The organism is Streptomyces sp. NPDC023573 (assembly GCF_055559735.1).
Genome location: NZ_JBVHKB010000009.1, coordinates 240,126 through 262,836 on the forward strand (window position 1 = coordinate 240,126; position 22,711 = coordinate 262,836).

Genomic DNA, 22,711 nt, shown 5'->3' on the forward strand with positions numbered 1-22,711 from the left:
ACGAGCGCGGGCCCCGACGGTGAGGTCGGGGCCCGATGGCCGGGGGCTCCCCCACCAGGATTTGAACCTGGACATACGAGACCAAAACTCGCAGTGCTGCCTGATTACACCATGGGGGATTAATCCCGGCTAAACCGGGCATTGCGCCGGTCTGCCGGATTGGCACCCAACACTATGCCGTACCAAGCGCCCTCTACGCGACGATAGAGCTCTGCACTCTTGGTTACGTAGATGACCAAGCAGCCGCGATACGTCTCGCCGGTGTTCTTCCGAGTCGTCTTCGGGGAGTGCTTTTTGAGGGTGGCCCGCATGAAGTCTGTGCGTGGGACTCCGGTCAGTTCGGCCCAGAAGTCCTCCGCCTCTGCCACGTTCGCCGTCTCATGGATGCTGACGCGGAGGTGCAGACGTTCGCGTGTCACGCCGAGCAGATCGAGCCAACTCAGGTAGACCTTGATCACGTTGGGGTCGCTGTTGATGAAGAGCAGGCTTTCCCGGCGGCTGTATGGCTTGTCCTTCATGCCCTCGGCCCAGTAGAGCGCGACTCCGGTCAGGAACAGCTCCCGGTCGGAGACCTCGCCCACTGACTCGCGCGCGATCCGTTTCGTCTCCAATCGTTCCGCGTCCTGGTTGGCCCGCAGGCTGGCCAAGCCTGCGTTCATGCGCGCGAGCCGCTCTTCCTCCGAGTAGCGCGGCTCCGGCTTCGGAAGGTCCCGCACCCACAGGGAGATCGAGCTCTTCGAGCACCCCAGCTCCACCTGGATCTGGTCGTAGGTCATCCCCTGGAGTCGCAGCTCCCGGGCCCTCTCGCGCAGGTCGTCCTTGGCGTTGGGGCGCTTCGTCCACTCCGGGGCGGGCTCGCCCCGGAGGAGGCGATGGAGGATGTCGTTGTTGAAGACCTTCAGTCGGTCCCTGATCTGCCGCACGCTGAGCCCCTGCCGCCGCAGCGCGACCGCCTGCTTCCGCAGTCCCTCGAAGTCCGCGTACTTGCCACTGGCATGTGTCATACGAGCAGCGTCGTCCGGAATGCGGACGTCCGGGTCGAAAGGATGCTCGGTTCACCGGATCGCGCGATCTAACCGCCTTTGCGGTATGACCGGTCACTTTCTGTGCTGACGGACTCGCCGGAAATTGGGATGCGTCCGCCCGTAGGCTGGATGCCATGACCGCAACGGGGGCAGACCGGGAAGCGGCGGGTCTGACCACCCGCGGCTACTGGTGGTGGGAGCGGCGGCGTGGTGTCGCCCTGGACGTGGGACTGGCGCTGGTTTCGGCGCTGGAGTGTGCGCTGGAGGGGGTGGCGTTCGCCGGGGACACCGGGCTGCCGGTGCCGCTCGGGGTGCTCTTCGGGCTGCTGGCGGGGTCGGTGCTGGTGCTGCGCAGGCGCTGGCCGATCGCCGTGGTGCTGGTGTCGATAGCGACGACGCCGGCCGAGATGGGCTTCCTGATGGGGATCGTCGGGCTCTACACGCTGGCGGCTTCCGATGTGCCGCGCCGGATCACTGTGGTGCTGACGGGGATGACGCTCGTCGGCACGTTCATCGTGTCGTACGTGCGGCTGCGGCAGAGCGTGACGGAACATGCCGAGTTCGGGCCGCTCTGGTACGTCCCGGTGGTGTCGCTCTTCATGTCGCTGGGGCTGACGGCGCCCTCGGTGTTCTTCGGGCTCTACATCGGGGCGCGGCGCAGGCTGATGGAGAGCTTGCGGGAGCGTGCGGATTCGCTGGAGCGGGAGCTGTCGCTGCTGGCGGACCGGGCGGAGGAGCGGGCGGAGTGGGCGCGTACGGAGGAGCGGGGCCGGATCGCGCGGGAGATGCATGACGTGGTGGCGCACCGGGTGAGTCTGATGGTGGTGCACGCGGCGGCGTTGCAGGCGGTGGCTCCGAAGGATCCGGCGAAGGCGGTGCGTAACGCGGCGCTGGTGGGGGACATGGGCCGGCAGGCGTTGACGGAGTTGCGGGAGATGCTCGGGGTGCTGCGGAGCGGTGATGCGCTGGTGGCTCCGTCGGCGGGGCAGGTGCCGTTGGCCTCGGTGGGGCGTGCGGCTGCGGCTGCCGCCGCGGTCGTGGCTGAGGACGGTCCGCGGTTGCGGGAGGTGGAGGCGCTGGTGGCGCAGTCCCGTGAGGCGGGGATGACGGTGGAGCTGTCGGTGGAGGGGGACCTGCGTCCGTATGCGCCGGAGGTGGAGCAGACGGCGTACCGGGTGGTGCAGGAGGCGTTGACGAACGTGCACAAGCATGCGGCGGGTGCGCGGACGTGGGTGCGGTTGGCGTATCGGGGGGTGGAGGTGGCGATGCAGGTGGAGAACGGTCCGACTGATGGTGTGACGGCGGATGCGGGGCTGCCGAGTGGTGGGAACGGTCTGGTGGGGATGCGGGAGCGGGTGCTCGGGCTGGGGGGTGTGTTCGTGTCGGGGCCGACGGATGCGGGTGGTTTCCGGGTGTCGGCGGTGTTGCCGGACGGCGGGGCGGTGTAGGGCGTTGTCGGCCTGGTCAGCCTGAGGTGAGGCGGGTGGGTTGTACGCCGGTGACGAGGGTTTCGAGGGCGCGGTCGATGTCGGAGCCGAGGTACCAGTCGCCGGTGTGGTCGATGGAGTAGACGCGGCCTTCGTTGTCGATGGCGAGGACTGCTTGTGCGTCGCCTTCCTGGCCGAGGGGGGCGACTTCGGTGTCGAGTGCGCGTCCGAGGTCGCCGAGTGTGCGTGCGAGGTGGAGTCCGCAGAGCGGGTCGATGTGCACGGTGGTGGTGGCGATGTGGCGGCCGGGTGCGGTGGAGGTGATGTGGAGTCCGCCGAATTCGGCCCAGGCTTCGACGGCTGCGGGGAAGACGGCGTGCTGGTGGCCGGCGGGGGAGGCGTGGGAGCGGAGGGTGTCGGCCCATTCCTCGGCCTGGCGGATGTCCCAGCGGCCGGGTCGCCAGCCGGCGTCGCGGAGTGCGGCGTCGAGGGCGACGGGGAAGCGGGTGGTGGAGGTGCGGCTCTGTTGGCCGGGCAGGTCGCGCATGGGTGGTGGGTTCAGCCCTTCTCGGCGGTGGTCGCCGCACCGGTGGTGAGGTCGACTGGGCGTACGCCGAAGTGGGCGAGCATCTCGGTGCAGGAGCGGCAGGGTGGTGCGTAGCTGCCGTGGAGGGGGTCGCCGTCCTCGCGGATGCGGCGGGCGGTGAGGCGGGCGTGTTTGAGTGCACGGCGGGCTTCGCCGTTGGTGAGGGGTTTGCGCTGGGCTCGTTTGGAGCGGCTGCTGTCGGCTGCGGTGAGCTGGCGTGACAGGAGTATGGCTTCGGGGCAGCGTCCGGTGAAGCGTTCGCGCTGGTTGCTGGTGAGGGTGTCGAGGAAGTCCTGTACGAGGGGGTGGAGGACGGGTGGCTGGTCGCCTTTGCCTGCGGTGCAGGTGAGTGTTTCCCCGCGTACGGACAGGGCTGCGGCCACCGCGGGCAGGATGCCGTCGCGGCGGTGGTGGAGGTGGGGTGCTGTGTCGGTTTCGGTGGTGCTCCAGCTGAGTCGTGGGTCTCCGGATGTGACTGTTTGTGCTGTGCGCATGGTGCTGGTGTCCCTCCCTGCAATCCCCCGAGTTGCGGGGGACAGCCTGCCAAATATGCAGGGTGGTGGGGAAGCGGGGTGGGGGAAACGTGTCTGCGTGTCGTGGGTCGGTGGCTCGGTTGTCGCGTGTCCGTCACGCGTTGGTGACGTTCGGTGAGTGGGGTGGCGGGGGCGGGGGGCGTTGTTGCGTCACCGCATAGGCTGTGCGCAACACCAGACGCAGCAGGGGGCAACCGCCATGACGACAGGTCGGCTCGGGCAGCAAGCCGCGCCACCGAATGCGGCCTATGCCGGGCAGGTCGTGCATTTCCCGGATCCTGTCCGGGCGTCCCGCCACCCCAGGGGTGTGCGTGTGGACGGGAACGGCTTTCCGGTGCTTTCGCCGTATGCGCGTGCGGCCGCGGAGATCGCGGATCCGCCTCCGGGGTTCGGTATCGACGAGTTGCGGCTGACGGATTACGTGTCGGCGAACGCGGCGTTGGCGGCGAGTGGTCATGAGTTGTGGGACACGATTCCGGCGGTGGCGACTCCGCACGGGTGGACGTGGCATCACGTGGCGGGTGGCCGGCGGATGGAGCTGGTGCCGGTCGAGGTGAAGGCGTTGTTGCGTCATCACGGTGGTCTGGCGACGACTGCTGTGGATCAGGGGCGTCGTGGTACGCGGCCGTTGCAGGAGACGCGGCCTGCTCATTTCCGGTTGCCGAAGGGTTCTGTGGCGGTGGGTGAGCAGCAGGTCCTGGGTGTCGAGGAGGATTTGGGGTATCGCCTTCCGGGTGCGTACAGGTCGTTTCTGAAGGCGGCCGGTGGTTCGGCTCCGGTGGGTGCGGCGTTGGACGCGGAGTTGGGTCTGCTGGTGGATCAGCCGTTTTTCACGGTGCGTGAGGAAGCGGCTGTGAATGACCTGGTTTATGTGAACAAGTGTCTGCGTGATCACTTCACGAAGGATTTCCTGGGTGTGGGTTTTGTCCAGGGTGGGATCCTGGCGGTGAAGGTGCGTGGTGGTGGTGTGGGGTCGGTCTGGTTCTGCGCGTATGACGATGCGCGGGATCAGGACGGCTGGGGTGTGCAGGAGCGGGTGGACCGGCTGCTGTTGCCGTGCGGTGAGGATTTCGATGCGTTCCTCCAGCGTCTGGCGGGTAATCCGCCGGAGTTGGAGACGGTGGCGAACCTGATGGTGGACGGTGGCTTCGCGCGGGCCGTCCCGGTGGAGGGGTGAGCGCGGTGGTGACGTTCGCGCAGGCGCAGGAGCGGGCGGATGAGTGGGTCAACGGTGACGTGCCCGCGTATCAGCACCGTGAGGTCCGGGTCCGTGAGTTCGAGCTGGGTTTCGTGGTGTGGGCGGAGGACCGTGCGGAGGGTCCTGTTTCGGACGGGGGCCGTCAGCGGCTGGTGATCGCCCGGGACAGTGGTGAGGCGACGTTGTGGCCGGGGTTGCCGGTGGGTGAGGTGATTCGGCGGTACGAGGAGGATTACGGGGCTTCCGCGGAGGCGGAGGCTGCTCCGGAGCCGCCGCAGCGTATTGATCTGAATCAGACGTCGTTCTTGTTGACGCCGCCGGAGTGGTTGCAGGAGGCGGCGGACAAGTTGGGGATTCCGGATCGGCGTGCGGAGGGGGACGCGCCGTCCTCGGCTTCTGCGCCGGCCCCTGAGGCGCCTTCTCCTTCTCCTTCTGTTCCCGCGCCGGCTGGTGGTTCGGGGTCGGCGTGGCCGGCTGCCGGTGGGCAGCGGGATCATGAGCCGACGGCGAACGACGGGGTGCCGGCCGGGGGGACTCCTTGGGCGGGTACGGACACGAACGCGGGTGCGGACGAGGGTGGTGTGCCGTTGCCCGCGACGGTGTTCGCGCCGCCGCTCTCGGGGTCGGACGACGACGGGGCTCCGCCGCCGGTGGTTTCGGCGGAGGCGCCCACGGCGTTGATGTCGGGTGGCAGTCAGCTGCCGCCGACGGCGGTGGTGCCCGGGCTGGATCCGCAGGCGCCGCCTCCGGGGTCTCCTGCGCCCGCTGCTCCTTCTGCCCCTGCTGCTCCGGCTCCTTCGGCTCCGGCGCCTGCCGGGCCGCCTTCTGCCGGTCCTGGGCGCGGGGCGGGGGACATCGCGGACGCGGCGACGAGTAAGGCCGTCGTGTCGCCGAGGGGTGCTCGGGGGTCGGGGTCGACGACTCCGCCGCCGCCGGGGGCGCCCGGTGTGCCGGGGGCGCGGCCGGGGGCTGTTCCGCCGCCTTCCGGGCCGGGTGCGCCTGCGGGTGGTTATGTGCCGACGCAGTTGGTCTCGCAGACGCCGCCTCCGGGTGTGCAGCCGCCTGGTCCTCCTGGTCCCCCTGGGCCTCCTGGTTCCACGCCGCCTCCGGGTGGTGGGCTGCATCATGCCGCGACGATGTTCGCCGATGCGAGCATCGGTGGTCCGAACGCGCCGCGTCCTCCGGGCCCGCCGGGTCCTCCTGCTCCTCCGGGTCCTCCTGGTGCTCCCGGTGCTCCGGGCGTGCCGCCGCCTCCTCCTCCTCCGCCGCCTGCCGGCTCCACGCCGCCGCCCGGTCCTCCTCCGCCGCCCCCGGGTGCGACGCCGCCTCCGGGGGGCGGGGTGCACCATGCCGCGACGATGCTGGCGGGTCCGGGGCAGGGCGGTCCGGGTGCGCCGCAGCCGCCCGGTCCTCCGGGTCCTCCTGGTCCTCCCGGGGTTCCGGGGCCGCATACACCGCCTCCGCCTCCTGGGGCGTACGGCTATCCGCAGCAGCCGGTGGGTCTGCCGACGGTCGGTCCGGGGTATCAGGCCGTGCTGCGTTTCCGTGCGGCCGACGGCAGTGAGCAGCAGCTGATCCGGCGTTCGGCGCCGGGTACTCCGCATCCGGAGTGGCAGATGCTGCATGAGCTGCGGGGGATGGGTGTGCCGCCGCAGCAGGTGATCGAGCTGCATACGGAGCTGGAGTCGTGTGAGCTTCCGGGTGGTTACTGTGCGCGGATGATCCGGGAGACGTGGCCGCAGGTCCGGATCACGAGTGTCGCGCCGTACGGGACGGATCACGCGAGCCGGCAGCAGGGGATGCAGCATCTGCTGACGCATCAGGGTGAGTTGCATCAGGTGGCGGACGGGCCGGCGCGGCCGGCTCCGGTGCGGGCGCCGTTGCCGCAGATGCCGCCTGCGCCGGTGGTGCCTCCGGAGGCTCTGGCGGAGGAGATGCTGGGGGCTTTCGGTCCTCAGGGTGTGCTGCGTTTCGATCAGCGGGCGGTGTCCCGTCAGGGTGTGCCCGAGGTGGTGGCGCGGACGCTGGTGTGGGCGGGGCTGCCTGCTGATTTCGGGCCGTTCTTCTGGGCGCAGCCTGGTCATCCTGTGGTGCCGACGCTGGCGGAGCTGGCGGGGCAGCGTCAGGTGCAGCCCGCGTCGGACGCGGGTTCGTATCTGGTGATGGGTTCGGACTTCGGCCGGGCGATCTGTGTGCAGTACGGGACGGCGAACATCGTGGCTGTTCCGGTGGAGGCGGGTCCGGGGGGTCAGCCGGTTCCGCCGCAGTTCGTGAACACGGGGTTGCCGGAGTTCGTGCGGTCGATGGCTTTGCTGGGCCGGATGTGGCGGTTGCGGTTCGGGTTGAATCCTGAGCAGGCGGGTCGTTGGACGGTCGATTTCCAGGCGCAGTTGGTGGCGATCGACGCGGCGGCTCTGGCGTCGCCGGAGGGCTGGTGGTCGGTGTTGCTGGAGCAGATGTGGGACGGGCTGCTGTGATGTGGTCCGGTCGGGTCTGATCCGTTGTGTACGAGAGGCGTTCGTCCTGTGAGGGGGCGGGCGCCTTTTGTGTGGGGTTCCGTGATGCGGGTCGCTTCCGTCCTGAATGCAGCTGATCGATTCCGACTTCCGGGCCAATTACCGCATCCTTGACGTATTGCTTCATGGCCGGGGAGTCGGAGAGCGGGAAAGAGGGCTTGAGGGATGAGTGGTGGACCGGTGTCCGCGCACGGTTTTGTCGGTGTTCGGGGGCGTGGTTACCGTCCTGAGCAGGTGGACCGGGTGGTGGCCTCGCTGTCGGCGGAGCGGGACGGGGCTCTGGAGCGGCTTGCCCTGTTGACGGGGCGGGCCGAGGAGTTGGCGGCGGAGGCGGTGCGGCTGGGTGAGGTGGTGGCCTCGCTCGCTCCGCAGACGTACCGGTCGCTGGGGGAGCGGGCGCAGCAGATTCTGGCTCTGGCGGAGGCCGAGGCGGAGGCGGCGCGGGGTGCGGCGTCGGAGGAGGCGCAGGCGTTGCGGGACGCCGCGGATGTGGCGGGCCGGGAGGTCCGTGAGGCGGCGCGTGAGTGGGCCGGTGCTGTGCGGGCGGAGGCGGACGCGCGGGCGGAGGGGGTGCTGGCCGGGGCGCGGGAGAGTGCCGGGGCGCTGGTGGAGGAGGCGCGTCGGGAGGCCGGTGAGGTGCGTGGGGCCGCGGAGGCGGAGATGGAGGGCACGCGTCGTCGTACGGCGGGGGTGCTGGCGCATCAGGAGCAGGAGCATGCCGAGCGGGGTAAGGCGGCGGAGAGTGAGATCGCCGGTGCCGAGGCGGCTGCGGCGGAGCGTGAGGCGGAGCTGGCGGCTCGTGGGGAGGCGTTGCTCGACCGGGCGCGGCGGGAGCTCGCGGAGGCGGAGGAGGCGGCGCGGCACGGTCAGGAGGACGCGGAGGCGCGTGCGGCGGAGCTGCTGGCGGGGGCCAGGGTGGCGGAGGAGCGTGTGGTGCGGGAGACGGAGCGGGTTCTGCGGGAGCACGAGGAGGGGCGCGAGGAGGTGCAGGCGCATATGGCGCATGTGCGTCATTCGCTGGCGGCGCTCACGGGGCGTGCGGTGTCGGGGTCCGTGGGGGAGTGACGGGGTGCATGGTGTCGGGCGGCCGGGTCAGGGGCGTGGCCAGGGGCGTTCGGAGAGGTGCTCGATGCCGGTGTTGAAGCGTTTGAGGTAGGCGGCGTAGGCGGCTATGTCCTCGGCCGGCCAGTCGTGCATGACCTGGTCCAGGGCGCGTACGACGCGTTCGCGTTCTTCGTCGAGGAGGTGGGCGCCCTTGTCGGTGATGCGGAATTTGCGGGCCGTGCCGCCCTCGGGGTCGGCGATGCGTTCGGTCAGTCCGGCGCGTGTGGTGGCGGCGGTCTGGCGGTTGAGGGTGGAGGCGTCGAGGCCGAAGGCGTCGCTCAGTTCGCCGATGGACATGGGTCCCTGGACGCGGATGCGGCTGAGGAGGACGTAGGCGCTGCGTTCCAGGAGGGCGTTCCGGTGGCGTCCGCCCCGGTGGTAGGCGAGGTCGTGGCGCCAGAGCAGCATCTGTTCGTACTCCACGTCGTCCGTGGGTCCGGTCATGTCCTGTCGCCTCCTTTTTCCTGTCCCGGGTCGGTCGCGCGTCGGTCGCGGGGGGTTTCATGTTCTCACGAGACGTGTACTGGACACATAACATGCATGACACATTCAACATGTACGATACATTGGACATGTACGATGCATATCGCTGACCGAGACGCCCGACCCCAAGGAGTACCGACCTCATGGATGCCCCCCAGTCGAAAGCCGGATCAGGCGGTGTGATCGCCACGCTCGCCTTCGCGGGCACCGTGGCGGCGGTCATGCAGACCCTGGTCACCCCGCTCATCGCGGAGCTGCCGAAGCTCCTCGACACCACGTCCTCCAACGCGGCCTGGGTGATCACCGTCACCCTGCTGGTCTCGGCGGTGTGTGTACCGGTCTCCGGGCGGCTGGGCGACCTGCTGGGCAAGCGCCGGATGCTCCTCGTGTGTGCGGTGCCGCTGGTCGTCGGGTCGGTGGTCTGCGCGCTCGCGTCCTCCGTCGTCCCCATGATCATCGGGCGCGGTCTGCAGGGGATGGGCATGGGCATGGTGCCGCTCGGCATCGCCCTGCTGCGTGACGTGGTGCCGAAGGAGAAGATGAGCTCCTCCATCGCCCTGGTCAGCGCCTCCCTCGGTATCGGCGGCGCCCTCGGCCTGCCGATCGCCTCGGCGGTCGCCCAGTACGCGAACTGGCGCGTGCTGTTCTGGGGCTCCGCCGTGCTGGCCCTCATCATCTTCGCCCTGATCTGGTTCCTGGTGCCGGACGTCCCGGCCGGCGCCAAGGGGCAGCGTTTCGACATGCCCGGCGCCGTCGGCCTGGCCATCGGTCTGGTCTGTCTGCTCCTCGCCATCTCCAAGGGCGCCGAGTGGGGCTGGGCCTCCACGACGACGATCGGCCTGTTCGTCGCCTCCGTCGTGGTGCTTCTCGTCTGGGGCTTCTGGGAGCTGCGGACCAAGGACCCGCTGGTCGACCTGCGCACCACGGCCCGTCCCCGGGTGCTGATCACCAACCTGGCGTCGCTCTTCGTCGGCTTCGGCATGTACGCAGGCATGTTGATCGCGCCGCAGCTCCTGCAGTTCCCCGAGGCCACCGGCTACGGCCTGGGTCAGTCGATGCTCGCGGCGGGTCTGTGGATGGCCCCCGGTGGTCTGATGATGATGGTCATCTCGCCGCTCGGCGGGAAGCTCACCGACTCCCGCGGCCCGAAGTTCACGCTGATCTGCGGTGTGCTGGTGATCGCCGGGGCCTACGGGCTGGGGGTCCTCCTGATGGGCTCCGCCTGGGGTCTGATGCTGTTCCTCATGGTCAGCAGCAGCGGCGTCGGCCTCGCCTACGGTGCGATGCCCGCCCTGATCATGAGCTCGGTCCCGGTGTCCGAGACGGCCGCCGCCAACGGGTTCAACACCCTCATGCGCGCCCTCGGCACCTCGATCGGCGCCGCTGTGATCGGCGCGGTCCTCGCCCAGATGACCACGGAGACGGCCGGCTACAGCTTCACCTCCGAGGCAGGGTTCCGTACCGGCCTGATGCTCGGCTGCGGTGTCGCGCTGGTCGCCGTGGTGATCTCGGCGTTCATCCCGGCCCTGCGCCGTCCCGCCGCCGGTTCCGGCGAGCAGGCCGACGCCGCCGCCGCGCCCGAGGTGGCCGCCGCCAAGGGCTGATGACCCCGGCGCGCGTCCTTCCGGACGGCCGACTGCCCGGCTCCGGCCCCTTCGGGGGCCGGAGCCGGGCAGTCGGCCGTCCGGTGCCGTTTCCTCCTGGCCGTGTCACGGGGGCCCCGCGGGCGGGGCTCCGGCCAGGATCCGGGCTTCGACGGCCTCGTACCGGCGGCGCTGCCCGGCGGGGTCCGCGTCCCCGCCGTACAGGGTGCCCAGCCACCCGGCGAGGAAGCCGAAGGGGATGGAGACCAGGCCGGTCGTGGTGAGCGGGAACCAGTTGAAGTCCCGGTGGGGGAAGACGGATCCGGGGGAACCGGAGACGAGGTCGGTACCGGTGATCAGGACCAACACGCACGCGGTGCCGCCGATGAGGGTGCAGAGCAGCCCGGTGCGGGTGAAGCGGCGCCAGAACATGCTGTAGACGAGCGCCGGGGCGATGGCGGACGCCCCGACGCAGAAGGACAGGGCCACCAGCGCCTGGACGTTCCAGTGCCGGGTGAGGACGGCGAGGGTGACGGCGAGTGCTCCGACACCGACCGCCGCGGCCTGGGCCGTGGCCATCTCGGTGCGGGGCCTCGTCGGCTCCGCGGTCCGCCGGCCGTGGGCGAAGAGGTCGTGGGCGAGCGAGTTGGCGCAGGCCAGGATCATTCCGGCGACGGAGGCGAGCAGGGTCAGGAAGATCGCCGTGGTCATGGTGGTGACGACGAGTGCCCCCGTCCTGCCGCCGCCCGCCACGGCGGCGGTGACCTGGAGTACGGCGCTGTTCCCCTGGGCTCCGGCCGCGGTGATGCGCTCGCCTCCGACGAGAGCGGCGGCTCCGAAGCCGATGACGGCGAGCAGGAGGCAGATGCCGACGACGGTGCAGACGGCCCAGGACAGGGAGTGGCGGACCGCCCGCGCGTCGCGGACGCCGGCCATCCGCATGGTGATGTGCGGCAGACAGGCGGCGCCGAGCACGACGGTCAGTTCGCTGCTGATCATGTCGAGGTCGCTGCCGCCGAACTGGAGGCCGGAGTGCAGATAGGCGGAGCCCGCCCCGCTCCCGTTCTCGGCGGCGCGGAGCAGGGCGCCGGTGTCCCAGTCGAAGCGGTCGAGGACGAGTACGGAGACGAGGAGCCCCGCGCCCAGGAGGGCGAGGGTCTTCATGATCTGGATCAGGGCGGTGCCCTTCATGCCGCCGATGGCCGCGTAGCCGATCATGACGACGCCGAGGGCGATGATGGATCCGGTGCGGAAGCCGGAGCTGTCGAAGCCGAGGACGAAGGCGAGCAGGTCACCGCTGCCGGCGAGCTGGACGACCATCAGGGGCAGCAGGGCGGCGAGGGTGACCGCGCAGGAGGCGACGCGGGCCGCCCGGCCGGGGGCCCGGCGGGTGAGCATGTCCCCCATGGTGAACCTGCCCGCGTTACGCAGGGGTTCGGCGAGCAGGAACATCAGCAGGACCAGGGAGAGCACCGTGCTGAGCGCGAGTACGAGGCCGTCGTGGCCGGTGAGGGCGATGACCCCGGTGGTGCCGAGGACGGTGGCGGCGGAGAGGTAGTCCCCGGCGATGGCGAGGCCGCCCCGCAGGGGCGCGAGGGAGCGGTAGCCGGTGTAGAACGCGTCGAGGTCGTCGCGGTCGGGCCCGGTCATGACGCAGAGCAGCAGGGTGAGGCTGGCGACGGCGATGAACGCGGTGAGGGACATCGTCCGGGCCGCCTCGTCGAATCCGTTCACAGGGCGGACCCCTTCCTGCGGTCCGGTGCCGGTGCGCCGGTCCGCGCGGGGCCGGCCCGGTCGCGGAGCCCGGCGCTGAGCGGGTCGACGGTGCGGCGGGCGGTCCACTCGTAGACGGCGGTGGCGGCGAGCGCGACGGGGAGCTGGCACAGGCCGAGGAGGAGGCCGGTGGTGAGCCCGCCGTCGCCGACGGGGCGGGTCATCAGGGCGGGGGCGTAGCCGGACAGCAGGAGGAAGAGGGTGAAGTAACCGAGGGCGGTGAGGGCCGAGAGGCGGCGCAGCCGACGGTAGGCGGTGCGGAGCCGTCGTAGGTCGCTGTGGTGCCCGGGCGCCGGGGCGCGGCCGGGTGCGGGTGCCGCGGTGGCGGGCGGTGGCGGGGGTGGGGAGCTCTGCCAGGGCATGAGGTAGTCGCCGGGGTACGGGGGCCGACCGGGGCGGTGCGGCGGGGGCTGCGGGTGCTGCGGCATGGCGGTGCTCCCTGCATGGCTCGGGCCCGGGGACGGGCTGCAAGGCAGGTGCGCGGGTGCGCTGTCGGGAGCGCGTACGTTACTCGCGGGTATCGCGGTGGGGGAGGGGTGTGGGCGAACTACCCGAGGTAACGCGCCAGTTGTCTAGTCCTTCGGGGTTCGGGGAGCGCTCTCGTGTTCGTCCAGGACCGGGAAGCGGCGTGGGGCCAGGACGACGAGGACCAGCAGGGCGAGAGCGGCGGCGATCGCGGCGCCGGTGAACACGTGGTCGACGGCGGTGTCGACGGCCCGCCGCAGATGGTCCGTCGCCGCGGCGGAGAGGGAGGCCGGGTCCTCGAGGGCGCGCGACACCGCGTCCAGGTCGCCGGGCGGGCCCGGGACGGGGGAGGTGGCCGGCCGGGAGGCGAGCACACCGTTGGCGACGGCGCCGAACAGCGCCGCACCGAGGCTCTGGCCGATCTGGCGGCAGAAGAGCACGGACGCCGTCGTCGTGCCCCGCTCGGCCCAGCCGACCGTGGACTGGACCCCGACGATCAGGGGGAGCTGGAAGAGGCCGAGGGCCGCGCCGAGCAGCAGCATGAGCAGGGCGGGCTGCCAGGCGCTGCCGGGATAGGGCAGCAGCGGGAAGCAGAGCAGCACCAGCAGGGCCCCGGACATGCCGGTGATCGCGGTGCGGCGGAAGCCGATGCGGTTGTACACCCGGTCGGAGAAGGCGGCGGCCACCGGCCAGCTCAGGGTCATCACGGAGAGGACGAACCCGGCGGCGATCGGGCCCAGTCCGAGGACGGACTGGGCGTAGGTCGGCAGGAAGACGGTCGGCGCGACCATGAGCAGTCCCATCGCGCCGAGGGCGAGATTGACCGAGGCGATGGGGCGGCGCCGCCAGACCCAGCCGGGGATGACGGGCTCCGCGGCGCGGCGTTCGATGAGGACGGTCAGGGCGGCCAGCGCGGCGCTCCCTCCCAGCAGCCCGAGTGAGGGGGTGGAGAGCCAGGGCCAGGCGACACCGCCCTGGACGAGCGCGGTCAGCAGCAGCGCGCCGGTGGCGAAGACCGCGAGGGTGCCCGCCCAGTCGATGCGGGCGCGGGTCGCGGGGCGCGGCCTGGCGGGTTCGTGGAGGTGACGGACCACCAGCCAGAGGGCGACGGCGCCGACCGGCAGGTTGATCAGGAAGATCCAGCGCCAGTCGGCGTACGCGGCGAGGAGCCCGCCGACCGCGGGCCCCGCCACGGCCGAAGTGGCCCAGACGGTGGACAGTTTCGCCTGGATCTTCGGCCGTTCCCTGAGCGGGTACAGGTCGGCGGCGATGGTCTGCACCGTGCCCTGGAGGGCGCCGCCGCCGAGACCCTGGACGACGCGGAAGGCGATGAGGGCGGCCATGTTCCAGGCGGCCGCGCAGAGCAGGGAGCCGGCCAGGAAGAGGATGATCCCGGCGATCAGGACGGGCTTGCGGCCGAAGGTGTCGGAGAGCTTCCCGTACACCGGCAGGGTGACGGTCACGGCGAGCAGATAGCCGGAGAAGAGCCACGAGAAGACGGAGAACCCGCCGAGGTCGCCGACGATCTGCGGCACGGCTGTCGCGACGATGGTGCCGTCGATGGCGGAGAGTCCCATGCCGAGCATGAGGGCAGCCACGACGGGACGACGGCTCCGCGGGGTGTCCGGTGGGGCCCCGGGGGCGGCGGTCCCGCGTACCGCTTCCGGGCTGTCCGTGCCGCCGGTGCCGTCCGTGCCGCCCACGAGGGGTCCCTTCCCTATGCATCTACTTGACGGTGGACACCGTCTCACCGTCCGGCGCCCTACGGGAGCCGCAGGCCGGAGAGCGGGACCCCTACTCAGGTCCCGCACCCCGGGCCCGGACCCCTAGGGGGAGCACCGGAGTTGTGCTTGGGGGCCGTTCCTCCCGCCGGAGGACGAGAGGCGGGTGTCCCTTTCCTTAGCGTGTTCTTATACCGGCCGGCGCGTGGGGGCGGCCGGTACGGCGCCGTGAATGCGGCCGGCCGCAGGGAGCGGGGTGGGGAAAACCCCACTCGAAGACTGCGCCGGGCACCAGCGCGCCGGAGCACCTCTTCACCCGAGACTCGGAACGTACACAGAGACGTCCGCGCATCGACCGACATAGGAGAAAAACCGTGACAACGGCTGTAACCATTCCCAGGCACGGGGACACTGGAGGGCGTACGGCCGTTGCTGCGCGAGCGCGGCAGGTCGTCAAGGCGTACGGGGCGGGGGAGACCCGGGTCGTGGCGCTCGACCATGTCGACGTGGACATCGTCCGCGGGCAGTTCACGGCGATCATGGGCCCGTCCGGGTCGGGCAAGTCGACCCTGATGCACTGCCTGGCGGGTCTGGACACGGTGACGTCGGGGCAGATCCACCTCGCCGACACCGAGATCACGGGGCTCAAGGACAAGAAGCTGACGCAACTGCGCCGGGACCGCGTCGGCTTCATCTTCCAGGCGTTCAACCTGCTTCCGACGCTCAACGCGATCGAGAACATCACGCTGCCGATGGACATCGCGGGCCGTAAGCCCGACGCCGGCTGGCTGCGGCAGGTCGTGGAGACCGTCGGTCTCTCCGAGCGGCTCAAGCACCGGCCCACGGAGCTCTCCGGCGGTCAGCAGCAGCGTGTCGCGGTGGCCCGGGCGCTCGCCGCCCGTCCCGAGATCATCTTCGGTGACGAGCCCACGGGGAACCTGGACTCGCGGGCCGGCGCCGAGGTGCTGTCCTTCCTGCGCAAGTCGGTCGACGAGCTCGGCCAGACCATCGTCATGGTCACCCACGACCCGGTGGCCGCCTCCTACGCGGACCGGGTCCTCTACCTCGCGGACGGCTCCATCGTCGACGAGATGAAGAACCCCACGGCCGAGCAGGTCCTGGACCGGATGAAGGACTTCGACGCACGCGGGCGGACGTCATGACCGTCTGGAAGACCTCGATGCGCAACTTCCTCGCGCACAAGGGACGGATGGCGCTCTCCGCCGTCGCCGTCCTGCTGTCGGTGGCGTTCGTGTGCGGCACGCTCGTCTTCACCGACACGATGAACACCACCTTCGACAAGCTCTTCGCGGCGACGTCCGCCGACGTGACGGTCAGCCCGAAGAAGTCCGGGACCACCGACGTCCCGGAGAACGGCAAGCCCGAGGCGCTCCCCGCGTCCGTCGTCGCCGAGGTCGCCGCGGTGGACGGGGTGAAGAAGGCGGAGGGCGCGGTCAGCAGCATGGCCGTCACCCTCGTCGACAGCAACGACAAGAACCTCGGTTCCGACACCGGTGCCCCGACGATCGCGGGCAACTGGACCGACAACGACCTGCGGTCCATGGAGATCACCTCGGGCCACGCCCCGCGCGGGCCGACCGAGGCCATGATCGACGCCGACACCGCGGAGAAGCACCACCTGAAGGTCGGCGACGAGGTGCGCACCATCGCCGTCACCGGCGACATCAGGGCGAGGATCTCCGGTATCGCCGCGTTCACCGTGACCAATCCCGGTGCGGCAGTCGTCTACCTCGACACCGCGACCGCGCAGCAGAAGCTGCTGGGCGCGTCCGATGTGTTCACCCACGTCTCCGTCACCGCCGAACCGGGTGTCGGCGACACCCGGTTGAAGAAGGACGTCGCCGCGGCTCTGGGCGACGCGGGCACGTACAAGCTGCAGACCCAGAAGGAGGCCGCCGACGCCAACAAGGACTCCATGGGTTCCTTCCTGGACGTCATGAAGTACGCGATGCTCGGCTTCGCCGGGATCGCCTTCCTCGTCGGCATCTTCCTGATCGTCAACACCTTCTCGATGCTGGTCGCCCAGCGCACCCGTGAGATCGGCCTGATGCGGGCCATCGGCTCCAGCCGCAAGCAGGTCAACCGGTCCGTGCTGGTCGAGGCGGTCCTCCTGGGCATCGTCGGATCGGTCCTGGGGGTCGCCGCCGGCATCGGCCTCGCCGTCGGGCTGATGAAGGCCATGGGCGCCGTCGGCATGGAGCTGTCCACCGGGGACCTCACCATCGCCTGGACGACACCGGTGACCGGGCTGGCACTCGGCGTCGTCGTCACCGTCCTCGCCGCGTACATCCCGGCCCGCCGGGCCGGCAAGGTCTCCCCGATGGCAGCCCTGCGGGACGCCGGAACGCCGGCGGACGCCAAGTCCGGATGGATCCGTGCCGGCATCGGCCTGGTTCTCACCGGGGCCGGCGCCGCCGGCCTGTGGGCGACGACCCGGGCTGACGAGGCGAGCGAGGGCTCGCTCTACCTCGGCCTGGGAGTGGTCCTCACCCTCATCGGTTTCATCGTGATCGGCCCGCTGCTCGCCGGTGCGGTCGTGCGGGTGCTCGGCCTCGTCGTCCTGCGGCTTTTCGGCCCGGTCGGGCGGCTGGCGGAGCGCAACGCGCTGCGCAACCCCCGGCGTACGGGAGCGACCGGCGCGGCCCTGATGATCGGGCTGGCCCTGGTGGCGTGCCTGTCGGTCGTCGGCTCGTCCATGGTCGCCTCCGCCACCGACGAGCTGGACAAGTCGGTCGGCACGGACTTCATCGTCCAGTCGAGCACCGGCCAGCTGATCGTGCCGCAGGCGGCGGACGCCATCGAGAAGGTGCCCGGCATCGAGCACGTGACGAACTACAAGGTGCTCGCCGCGAAGCTCACCAACCCCGACGGTTCGACGGCGGACGAGCACGTCACCGCCGCCGACCCGACGTACCCGCAGGACCTGCGGCGCGAGACCGTCGCCGGTGACCTGGCGAAGGCGTACGGCGCGGACTCCATGTCGGTCGGGTCGGACTACGCCGCCCTGCACAAGATCGAGGTGGGCGACGAGCTCACCGTCGCCTTCAAGGCCGGTGACACCGCGAAGCTGAAGGTCGCGGCGATCACCTCTGACGACACGACCGTCGACCAGGGCGCGATGTACATCAACGTCACCACGGCCGAGCGTCACGTCGCCGCCGACCGGATGCCCGAGAACATGATCATGTTCGCCGCGGCGGAGGACGGCAAGGAGAAGGAGGCCTACGCGGCCATCAAGAGCTCGCTCGCCGCGTACCCGCAGTACAAGGTGCAGAACCAGGCGGACTTCAAGCAGGACCTGAAGGACCAGATCGGCCAGCTGCTGAACATCGTGTACGGCCTGCTCGCCCTGGCGATCATCGTCGCGGTGCTCGGTGTGGTGAACACCCTGGCCCTGTCGGTGGTCGAGCGGACCCGCGAGATCGGCCTGATGCGGGCGATCGGCCTCTCCCGCCGTCAGCTGCGGCGCATGATCCGGCTGGAGTCCGTGGTCATCGCCCTGTTCGGCGCGCTGCTCGGACTGGGCCTGGGCATGGGCTGGGGAACCTCGGCCCAGAAGCTGCTCGCCCTGGAGGGCCTCGGGGTCCTGGAGATCCCGTGGCCGACGATCCTCACCGTGTTCGTCGCCTCGGCCTTCGTCGGACTGTTCGCCGCCCTGGTCCCGGCCTTCCGGGCCGGCCGGATGAACGTCCTGAACGCCATCGCCACGGACGGGTGACGGCGCGGACGTAGGTGGCGGACCGGCCCCGGGTGTTCCTCCGGACACCCGGGGCCGGTCCGTGTCCCGGGGGCGCTTCCGTCAGGCGTCGCGAGTGACACACCGGCGTCGTACGCTGGAGCCCCCGGCCCGTGCCACGTGTCGGGTCCTTCGCGTTGCTCACTCGCCACACCGGACGGAACCTTCATGAGCCTGCACGGTCTGCTGGACGTCGTCGTCACCGACCCGGCGCTCTCCGAAGCGGTGAAGGCCGCCGCCGACGGCCACCGGGCCCATATCGACCTGGTCGGCCCGCCCGCCGCGCGGCCCTTCGCCGTGGCCGCGCTGGCCCGCGACGCCGGGCGTACGGTACTCGCGGTCACCGCGACCGGCCGGGAGGCCGAGGACCTGGCGGCCGCGCTGCGGACGCTGCTGCCCCCCGACACCGTGGCGGAGTTCCCCTCCTGGGAGACCCTGCCCCACGAGCGGCTGTCGCCCCGCTCGGACACTGTGGGCCGCCGCCTCGCCGTGCTCCGCCGCCTCGCGCACCCCCGGCAGGACGACCCGGAGACCGGCCCGGTCAGCGTGGTCGTCGCACCGGTCCGCTCCGTGCTCCAGCCGCAGGTCAAGGGGCTCGGCGACCTGGAGCCCGTCGCGCTGAGCAGCGGGCAGACCGCGGATCTGGGCGAGGTCGTGGACGCGCTCGCGGCAGCGGCGTACGCCCGCGTCGAGCTGGTCGAGAAGCGCGGCGAGTTCGCCGTGCGCGGCGGCATCCTGGACGTCTTCCCGCCGACCGAGGAGCACCCCCTGCGGGTGGAGTTCTGGGGCGACGACGTCGAGGAGATCCGCTACTTCAAGATCGCCGACCAGCGGTCCCTGGAGGTCGCCGAGCACGGCCTGTGGGCCCCGCCCTGCCGTGAGCTGCTGCTCACCGAGGAGGTACGCACCCGGGCCGCGGCCCTCGCCGAGGCCCATCCGGAGCTGGGCGAGCTGCTGGGGAAGATCGCGGAGGGGATCGCCGTCGAGGGGATGGAGTCCCTCGCCCCGGTCCTCGTGGACGAGATGGAGCTGCTGCTCGACGTCCTGCCGAAGGGCTCCATGGCGCTGGTCTGCGACCCGGAGCGGGTGCGGACCAGGGCGGCCGACCTCGTCGCGACGAGCCAGGAGTTCCTCCAGGCGTCCTGGGCCGCCACAGCGGGCGGCGGCGAGGCCCCGATCGATGTCGGCGCGGCCTCCCTGTGGGGCATCGCGGACGTCCGGGACCGGGCGCGTGAGCTGTCCATGATGTGGTGGTCGACCTCCCCGTTCGCCGCCGACGAGGAGCTCGACGGGGACTCCCTGAAGCTCGGGATGCACGCCCCGGAGACCTACCGGGGCGACACCGCCCGGGCGCTTGCCGACACCAAGGGGTGGCTGGCCGAGGGCTGGCGCACGGTGTACGTCACCGAGGGGCAGGGCCCCGCCTCCCGTACGGTCGAGGTGCTCGGCGGCGAGGGCATCGCGGCCCGTCTCGACCAGGACCTGGCCGAGATCACGCCGTCGCTCGTGCACGTCTCGTGCGGAGCGATCGAGAACGGCTTCGTGGACCCGGCGCTGAAGCTGGCCGTGCTGACGGAGACGGATCTGACCGGTCAGCGCACCGCCAGCAAGGACCTGGGGCGGATGCCGGCCCGCCGCCGCAAGTCCATCGACCCGCTGACCCTCCAGGCGAACGACTACATCGTGCACGAGCAGCACGGTGTCGGCCGCTACATCGAGATGGTGCAGCGCACCGTGCAGGGCGCGACCCGCGAGTACCTCCTCGTCGAGTACGCCCCCGCCAAGCGCGGCCAGCCCGGGGACCGCCTCTACATCCCCACCGACCAGCTGGAGCAGGTCACCAAGTACGTCGGTGGTGAGGCCCCGACCCTGCACCGGCTCGGCGGCGCCGACTGGACGAAGACGAAGCAGCGGGCCAAGAAGGCGGTCAAGGAGATCGCCGCCGACCTGATCAAGCTGTACTCGGCGCGGATGGCGGCACCCGGCCACGCGTTCGCCCCGGACACCCCGTGGCAGCGCGAGCTGGAGGACGCGTTCCCGTACGCGGAGACGCCCGACCAGCTGTCCACGATCGCCGAGGTCAAGGAGGACATGGAGAAGTCCGTCCCGATGGACCGGCTGATCTGCGGCGACGTCGGGTACGGCAAGACGGAGATCGCGGTGCGTGCGGCGTTCAAGGCCGTCCAGGACGGCAAGCAGGTCGCCGTCCTGGTGCCCACGACGCTCCTGGTCCAGCAGCACTTCGGCACGTTCACCGAGCGGTACGCCCAGTTCCCCGTCAACGTACGGGCGCTGAGCCGCTTCCAGTCGGACACCGAGTCGAAGGCGACGCTGGAGGGGCTGAAGGACGGGTCGGTGGACCTGGTCATCGGCACGCACCGGCTGTTCTCGTCGGAGACGAAGTTCAAGGACCTGGGCCTGGTCATCGTCGACGAGGAGCAGCGCTTCGGCGTCGAGCACAAGGAGCAGCTGAAGAAGCTCCGGGCCAACGTCGACGTGCTCACGATGTCGGCGACGCCCATCCCCCGCACGCTCGAGATGGCGGTGACGGGCATCCGCGAGATGTCGACGATCACGACGCCCCCCGAGGAGCGGCACCCGGTCCTCACCTTCGTCGGGCCGTACGAGGAGAAGCAGATCGGCGCGGCAGTGCGCCGTGAACTCCTGCGTGAGGGCCAGGTGTTCTACATCCACAACCGGGTCGAGTCCATCGACCGGGCCGCGGCCAGGCTGCGGGAGATCGTGCCCGAGGCGCGGATCGCGACGGCGCACGGGCAGATGGGGGAGAGCCGGCTGGAGCAGGTCGTCGTCGACTTCTGGGAGAAGAGGTTCGACGTGCTGGTCTCGACGACGATCGTCGAGTCCGGTATCGACATCTCCAACGCCAACACGCTGATCGTGGAGCGCGGCGACAACTTCGGGCTCTCCCAGCTGCACCAGCTGCGCGGCCGTGTGGGCCGTGGCCGCGACCGGGGGTACTCCTACTTCCTGTACCCGCCGGAGAAGCCGCTGACCGAGACCGCGCACGAGCGTCTGGCGACGATCGCCCAGCACACCGAGATGGGTGCGGGCATGTACGTGGCGATGAAGGACCTGGAGATCCGCGGCGCGGGAAACCTGCTCGGCGGCGAGCAGTCCGGTCACATCGCGGGGGTCGGCTTCGACCTGTACATCCGGATGGTCGGCGAGGCGGTGGCGGACTACCGGGCGGCCGTGGACGGCGGGGTGGAGGAGGAGCCGCCGCTGGAGGTCAAGATCGAGCTCCCGGTCGACGCGCACGTCCCGCACGACTACGCGCCGGGCGAGCGGCTGCGCCTCCAGGCGTACCGCTCGATCGCCTCCGCGAATTCGGAGGAGGACATCAGGGCGGTGCGTGAGGAGCTCACCGACCGGTACGGCAAGCTGCCGGAGCCGGTGGAGAACCTTCTGCTGGTGGCGGGTCTGCGGATGCTGGCCCGGGCCTGCGGGGTGGGCGAGATCGTGCTGCAGGGGCCGAACATCCGCTTCGCGCCGGTGGAGCTGCGGGAGTCGCAGGAGCTGCGGCTGAAGCGGCTGCACCCGAAGACGATCTTCAAGCCCGCCACGCGCCAGATCCTGGTGCCGCGGCCGACGGCGGGCCGGATCGGCGGAAAGCCGGTAATGGGGCGCGAACTCCTGTCGTGGACCGGGGAGTTCCTCACGACGATCCTGGGGTCGTAGGACGCGGACCGCCCGTCGCACCAGGCGGGCGGCGCCCGCCCTTGTCGTGACGCGCTGACAGCCCTCAGGGGCGGCCACGGGTCACACACGAGTGGGACACCGGACTCGGCGTGAGCCCGGGGCGGGCGCGAGCCCCGCCGTTCCTCCGGTTCCTTCCCCCTGGAGCCCCGTCCGGGCACCTCGCATGGCGACGCGGGAGCGGTACGGGCTGCTCCGGCTCCCCGGTGCGTCCGCCGGTCACGTGGCGTCGTCGCCCGCCCCGCGTGTGAAGACCCGCCCGGCGAGGGTACGGAAGGCGTCCTCCGGGTCGCGGCCCTCCAGGGCGTCGGTCAGGTTGCCGCTGAGCAGCAGGGTCGCGAAGCCGTGGGCCAGGGACCAGGCGGCGACACCGACGAGACGGGCGTCCTCCTTGTCCGGGGCCGCGTCGGGCAGGCCGCTGACACCGGCGCGCAGTGCCTCGGTGGCGCGGGCCTTCGCCGACAGCAGGGCGGGGTCGTCGGCGCGGTGCAGTTCCGGGCGGAACATCACCTGGAAGTGCGCGGGGTGCGCGGCGGCGAAGCGTACGTAGGCCACGCCCCGTTCCTGGAGGTCGGGGGCCTTCGCCAGGGCGTCGGCGAAGAGTGCGTAGCCCTCGGCCGCGACGGCGGTGAGCAGGCCGGTGCGGTCCTTGAAGTGGTGGGCCGGCGCGGCGTGCGAGACGCCGGCCCGGCGGGCCAGGTCGCGCAGGGACAGGGCGTCGGGGCCGTCGGCCGCGATGGCGTCCAGGGCGGCCGTCAGGACCGCCCGCCGCAGGTCACCGTGGTGGTAGGTGCGCTCGCTGCTCATGGGCCTCACGGTACGC

The 22,711-nt window shown here is 71.0% G+C and carries 16 protein-coding genes; 8 read left to right on the plus strand and 8 right to left on the minus strand.

From position 1 onward, the window contains the following. Positions 1-119 precede the first annotated feature (119 nt). Positions 120-1,004, minus strand: coding sequence for a hypothetical protein (locus ACZ32T_RS27610; protein WP_467369581.1), 885 nt, complete (start codon positions 1,002-1,004; stop codon positions 120-122). A 155-nt stretch (positions 1,005-1,159) separates the two neighbouring features. On the opposite strand from ACZ32T_RS27610, the gene ACZ32T_RS27615 reads away from it, so the two are divergent. Continuing rightward, the gene (locus ACZ32T_RS27615) at positions 1,160-2,473 is read left to right on the plus strand and encodes a sensor histidine kinase (RefSeq protein WP_467268465.1); all 1,314 of its coding nucleotides are present in this window, start codon (positions 1,160-1,162) and stop codon (positions 2,471-2,473) included. Between the two features lie 16 nt (positions 2,474-2,489). Here ACZ32T_RS27615 and ACZ32T_RS27620 read toward each other — a convergent pair whose 3' ends face one another. After that, positions 2,490-2,999: an SUKH-3 domain-containing protein gene (locus ACZ32T_RS27620; RefSeq protein WP_467268463.1), complete on the minus strand. Its 510-nt coding sequence runs from the start codon at positions 2,997-2,999 to the stop codon at positions 2,490-2,492. A gap of 11 nt (positions 3,000-3,010) precedes the next feature. Continuing rightward, complete coding sequence (locus ACZ32T_RS27625; RefSeq protein WP_467268460.1) at positions 3,011-3,532, minus strand: YwqJ-related putative deaminase; 522 nt, start codon at positions 3,530-3,532, stop codon at positions 3,011-3,013. Positions 3,533-3,770: 238 nt separating this feature from the next. Between ACZ32T_RS27625 and ACZ32T_RS27630 the strand changes: the two genes are divergently transcribed. The 3 genes from ACZ32T_RS27630 to ACZ32T_RS27640 all read left to right on the plus strand — a co-directional run bounded on the left by ACZ32T_RS27630 (position 3,771) and on the right by ACZ32T_RS27640 (position 8,350). Continuing rightward, positions 3,771-4,748, plus strand: coding sequence for an SMI1/KNR4 family protein (locus ACZ32T_RS27630; RefSeq protein ID WP_467268458.1), 978 nt, complete (start codon positions 3,771-3,773; stop codon positions 4,746-4,748). Beyond that, positions 4,745-7,246, plus strand: coding sequence for an SUKH-4 family immunity protein (locus tag ACZ32T_RS27635; RefSeq protein ID WP_467369583.1), 2,502 nt, complete (start codon positions 4,745-4,747; stop codon positions 7,244-7,246). Before ACZ32T_RS27630 ends, ACZ32T_RS27635 begins: the two co-directional genes overlap by 4 nt. Before the next feature lie 204 nt (positions 7,247-7,450). Next, positions 7,451-8,350, plus strand: a complete 900-nt coding sequence (locus ACZ32T_RS27640; RefSeq protein ID WP_467268452.1) for a cellulose-binding protein — start codon at positions 7,451-7,453, stop codon at positions 8,348-8,350. Positions 8,351-8,377: 27 nt separating this feature from the next. Here the strand turns inward: ACZ32T_RS27640 and ACZ32T_RS27645 are convergent, their stop codons facing one another. Continuing rightward, positions 8,378-8,833 carry a MarR family winged helix-turn-helix transcriptional regulator gene (locus ACZ32T_RS27645; protein ID WP_467268451.1) on the minus strand — a complete coding sequence of 152 codons (456 nt, stop codon included), beginning with the start codon at positions 8,831-8,833 and terminating at the stop codon, positions 8,378-8,380. A gap of 182 nt (positions 8,834-9,015) precedes the next feature. On the opposite strand from ACZ32T_RS27645, the gene ACZ32T_RS27650 reads away from it, so the two are divergent. Then, the gene (locus tag ACZ32T_RS27650; protein ID WP_467268449.1) at positions 9,016-10,476 is read left to right on the plus strand and encodes an MFS transporter; all 1,461 of its coding nucleotides are present in this window, start codon (positions 9,016-9,018) and stop codon (positions 10,474-10,476) included. 105 nt (positions 10,477-10,581) lie between these two features. On the opposite strand, the gene ACZ32T_RS27655 is transcribed toward ACZ32T_RS27650, so the two are convergent. From ACZ32T_RS27655 to ACZ32T_RS27665, 3 genes are all read right to left on the minus strand, one after another. Continuing rightward, complete coding sequence (locus tag ACZ32T_RS27655) at positions 10,582-12,189, minus strand: sodium/solute symporter (protein WP_467369585.1); 1,608 nt, start codon at positions 12,187-12,189, stop codon at positions 10,582-10,584. After that, the gene (locus ACZ32T_RS27660; RefSeq protein WP_467369587.1) at positions 12,186-12,656 is read right to left on the minus strand and encodes a DUF485 domain-containing protein; all 471 of its coding nucleotides are present in this window, start codon (positions 12,654-12,656) and stop codon (positions 12,186-12,188) included. The genes ACZ32T_RS27655 and ACZ32T_RS27660 overlap by 4 nt, the downstream gene beginning before the upstream one ends. A 144-nt stretch (positions 12,657-12,800) precedes the next feature. Then, entirely contained in the window at positions 12,801-14,396 is a 1,596-nt protein-coding gene (locus ACZ32T_RS27665; RefSeq protein ID WP_467369589.1) for an MFS transporter, read from the minus strand. Between the two features lie 392 nt (positions 14,397-14,788). Here ACZ32T_RS27665 and ACZ32T_RS27670 point away from each other — a divergent pair, with 392 nt between their 5' ends. The 3 genes from ACZ32T_RS27670 to mfd all read left to right on the plus strand — a co-directional run bounded on the left by ACZ32T_RS27670 (position 14,789) and on the right by mfd (position 21,870). Then, positions 14,789-15,577, plus strand: coding sequence for an ABC transporter ATP-binding protein (locus tag ACZ32T_RS27670; protein ID WP_467268444.1), 789 nt, complete (start codon positions 14,789-14,791; stop codon positions 15,575-15,577). Further along, positions 15,574-18,153, plus strand: a complete 2,580-nt coding sequence (locus tag ACZ32T_RS27675) for an ABC transporter permease (RefSeq protein ID WP_467369591.1) — start codon at positions 15,574-15,576, stop codon at positions 18,151-18,153. Before ACZ32T_RS27670 ends, ACZ32T_RS27675 begins: the two co-directional genes overlap by 4 nt. Before the next feature lie 186 nt (positions 18,154-18,339). Then, on the plus strand, positions 18,340-21,870 hold the full coding sequence (mfd, locus tag ACZ32T_RS27680; protein ID WP_467268439.1) for a transcription-repair coupling factor: 3,531 nt from the start codon (positions 18,340-18,342) through the stop codon (positions 21,868-21,870). Positions 21,871-22,107: 237 nt separating this feature from the next. On the opposite strand, the gene ACZ32T_RS27685 is transcribed toward mfd, so the two are convergent. Beyond that, positions 22,108-22,695 carry a TetR/AcrR family transcriptional regulator gene (locus ACZ32T_RS27685; RefSeq protein ID WP_467369593.1) on the minus strand — a complete coding sequence of 196 codons (588 nt, stop codon included), beginning with the start codon at positions 22,693-22,695 and terminating at the stop codon, positions 22,108-22,110. Positions 22,696-22,711: the final 16 nt, after the last annotated feature.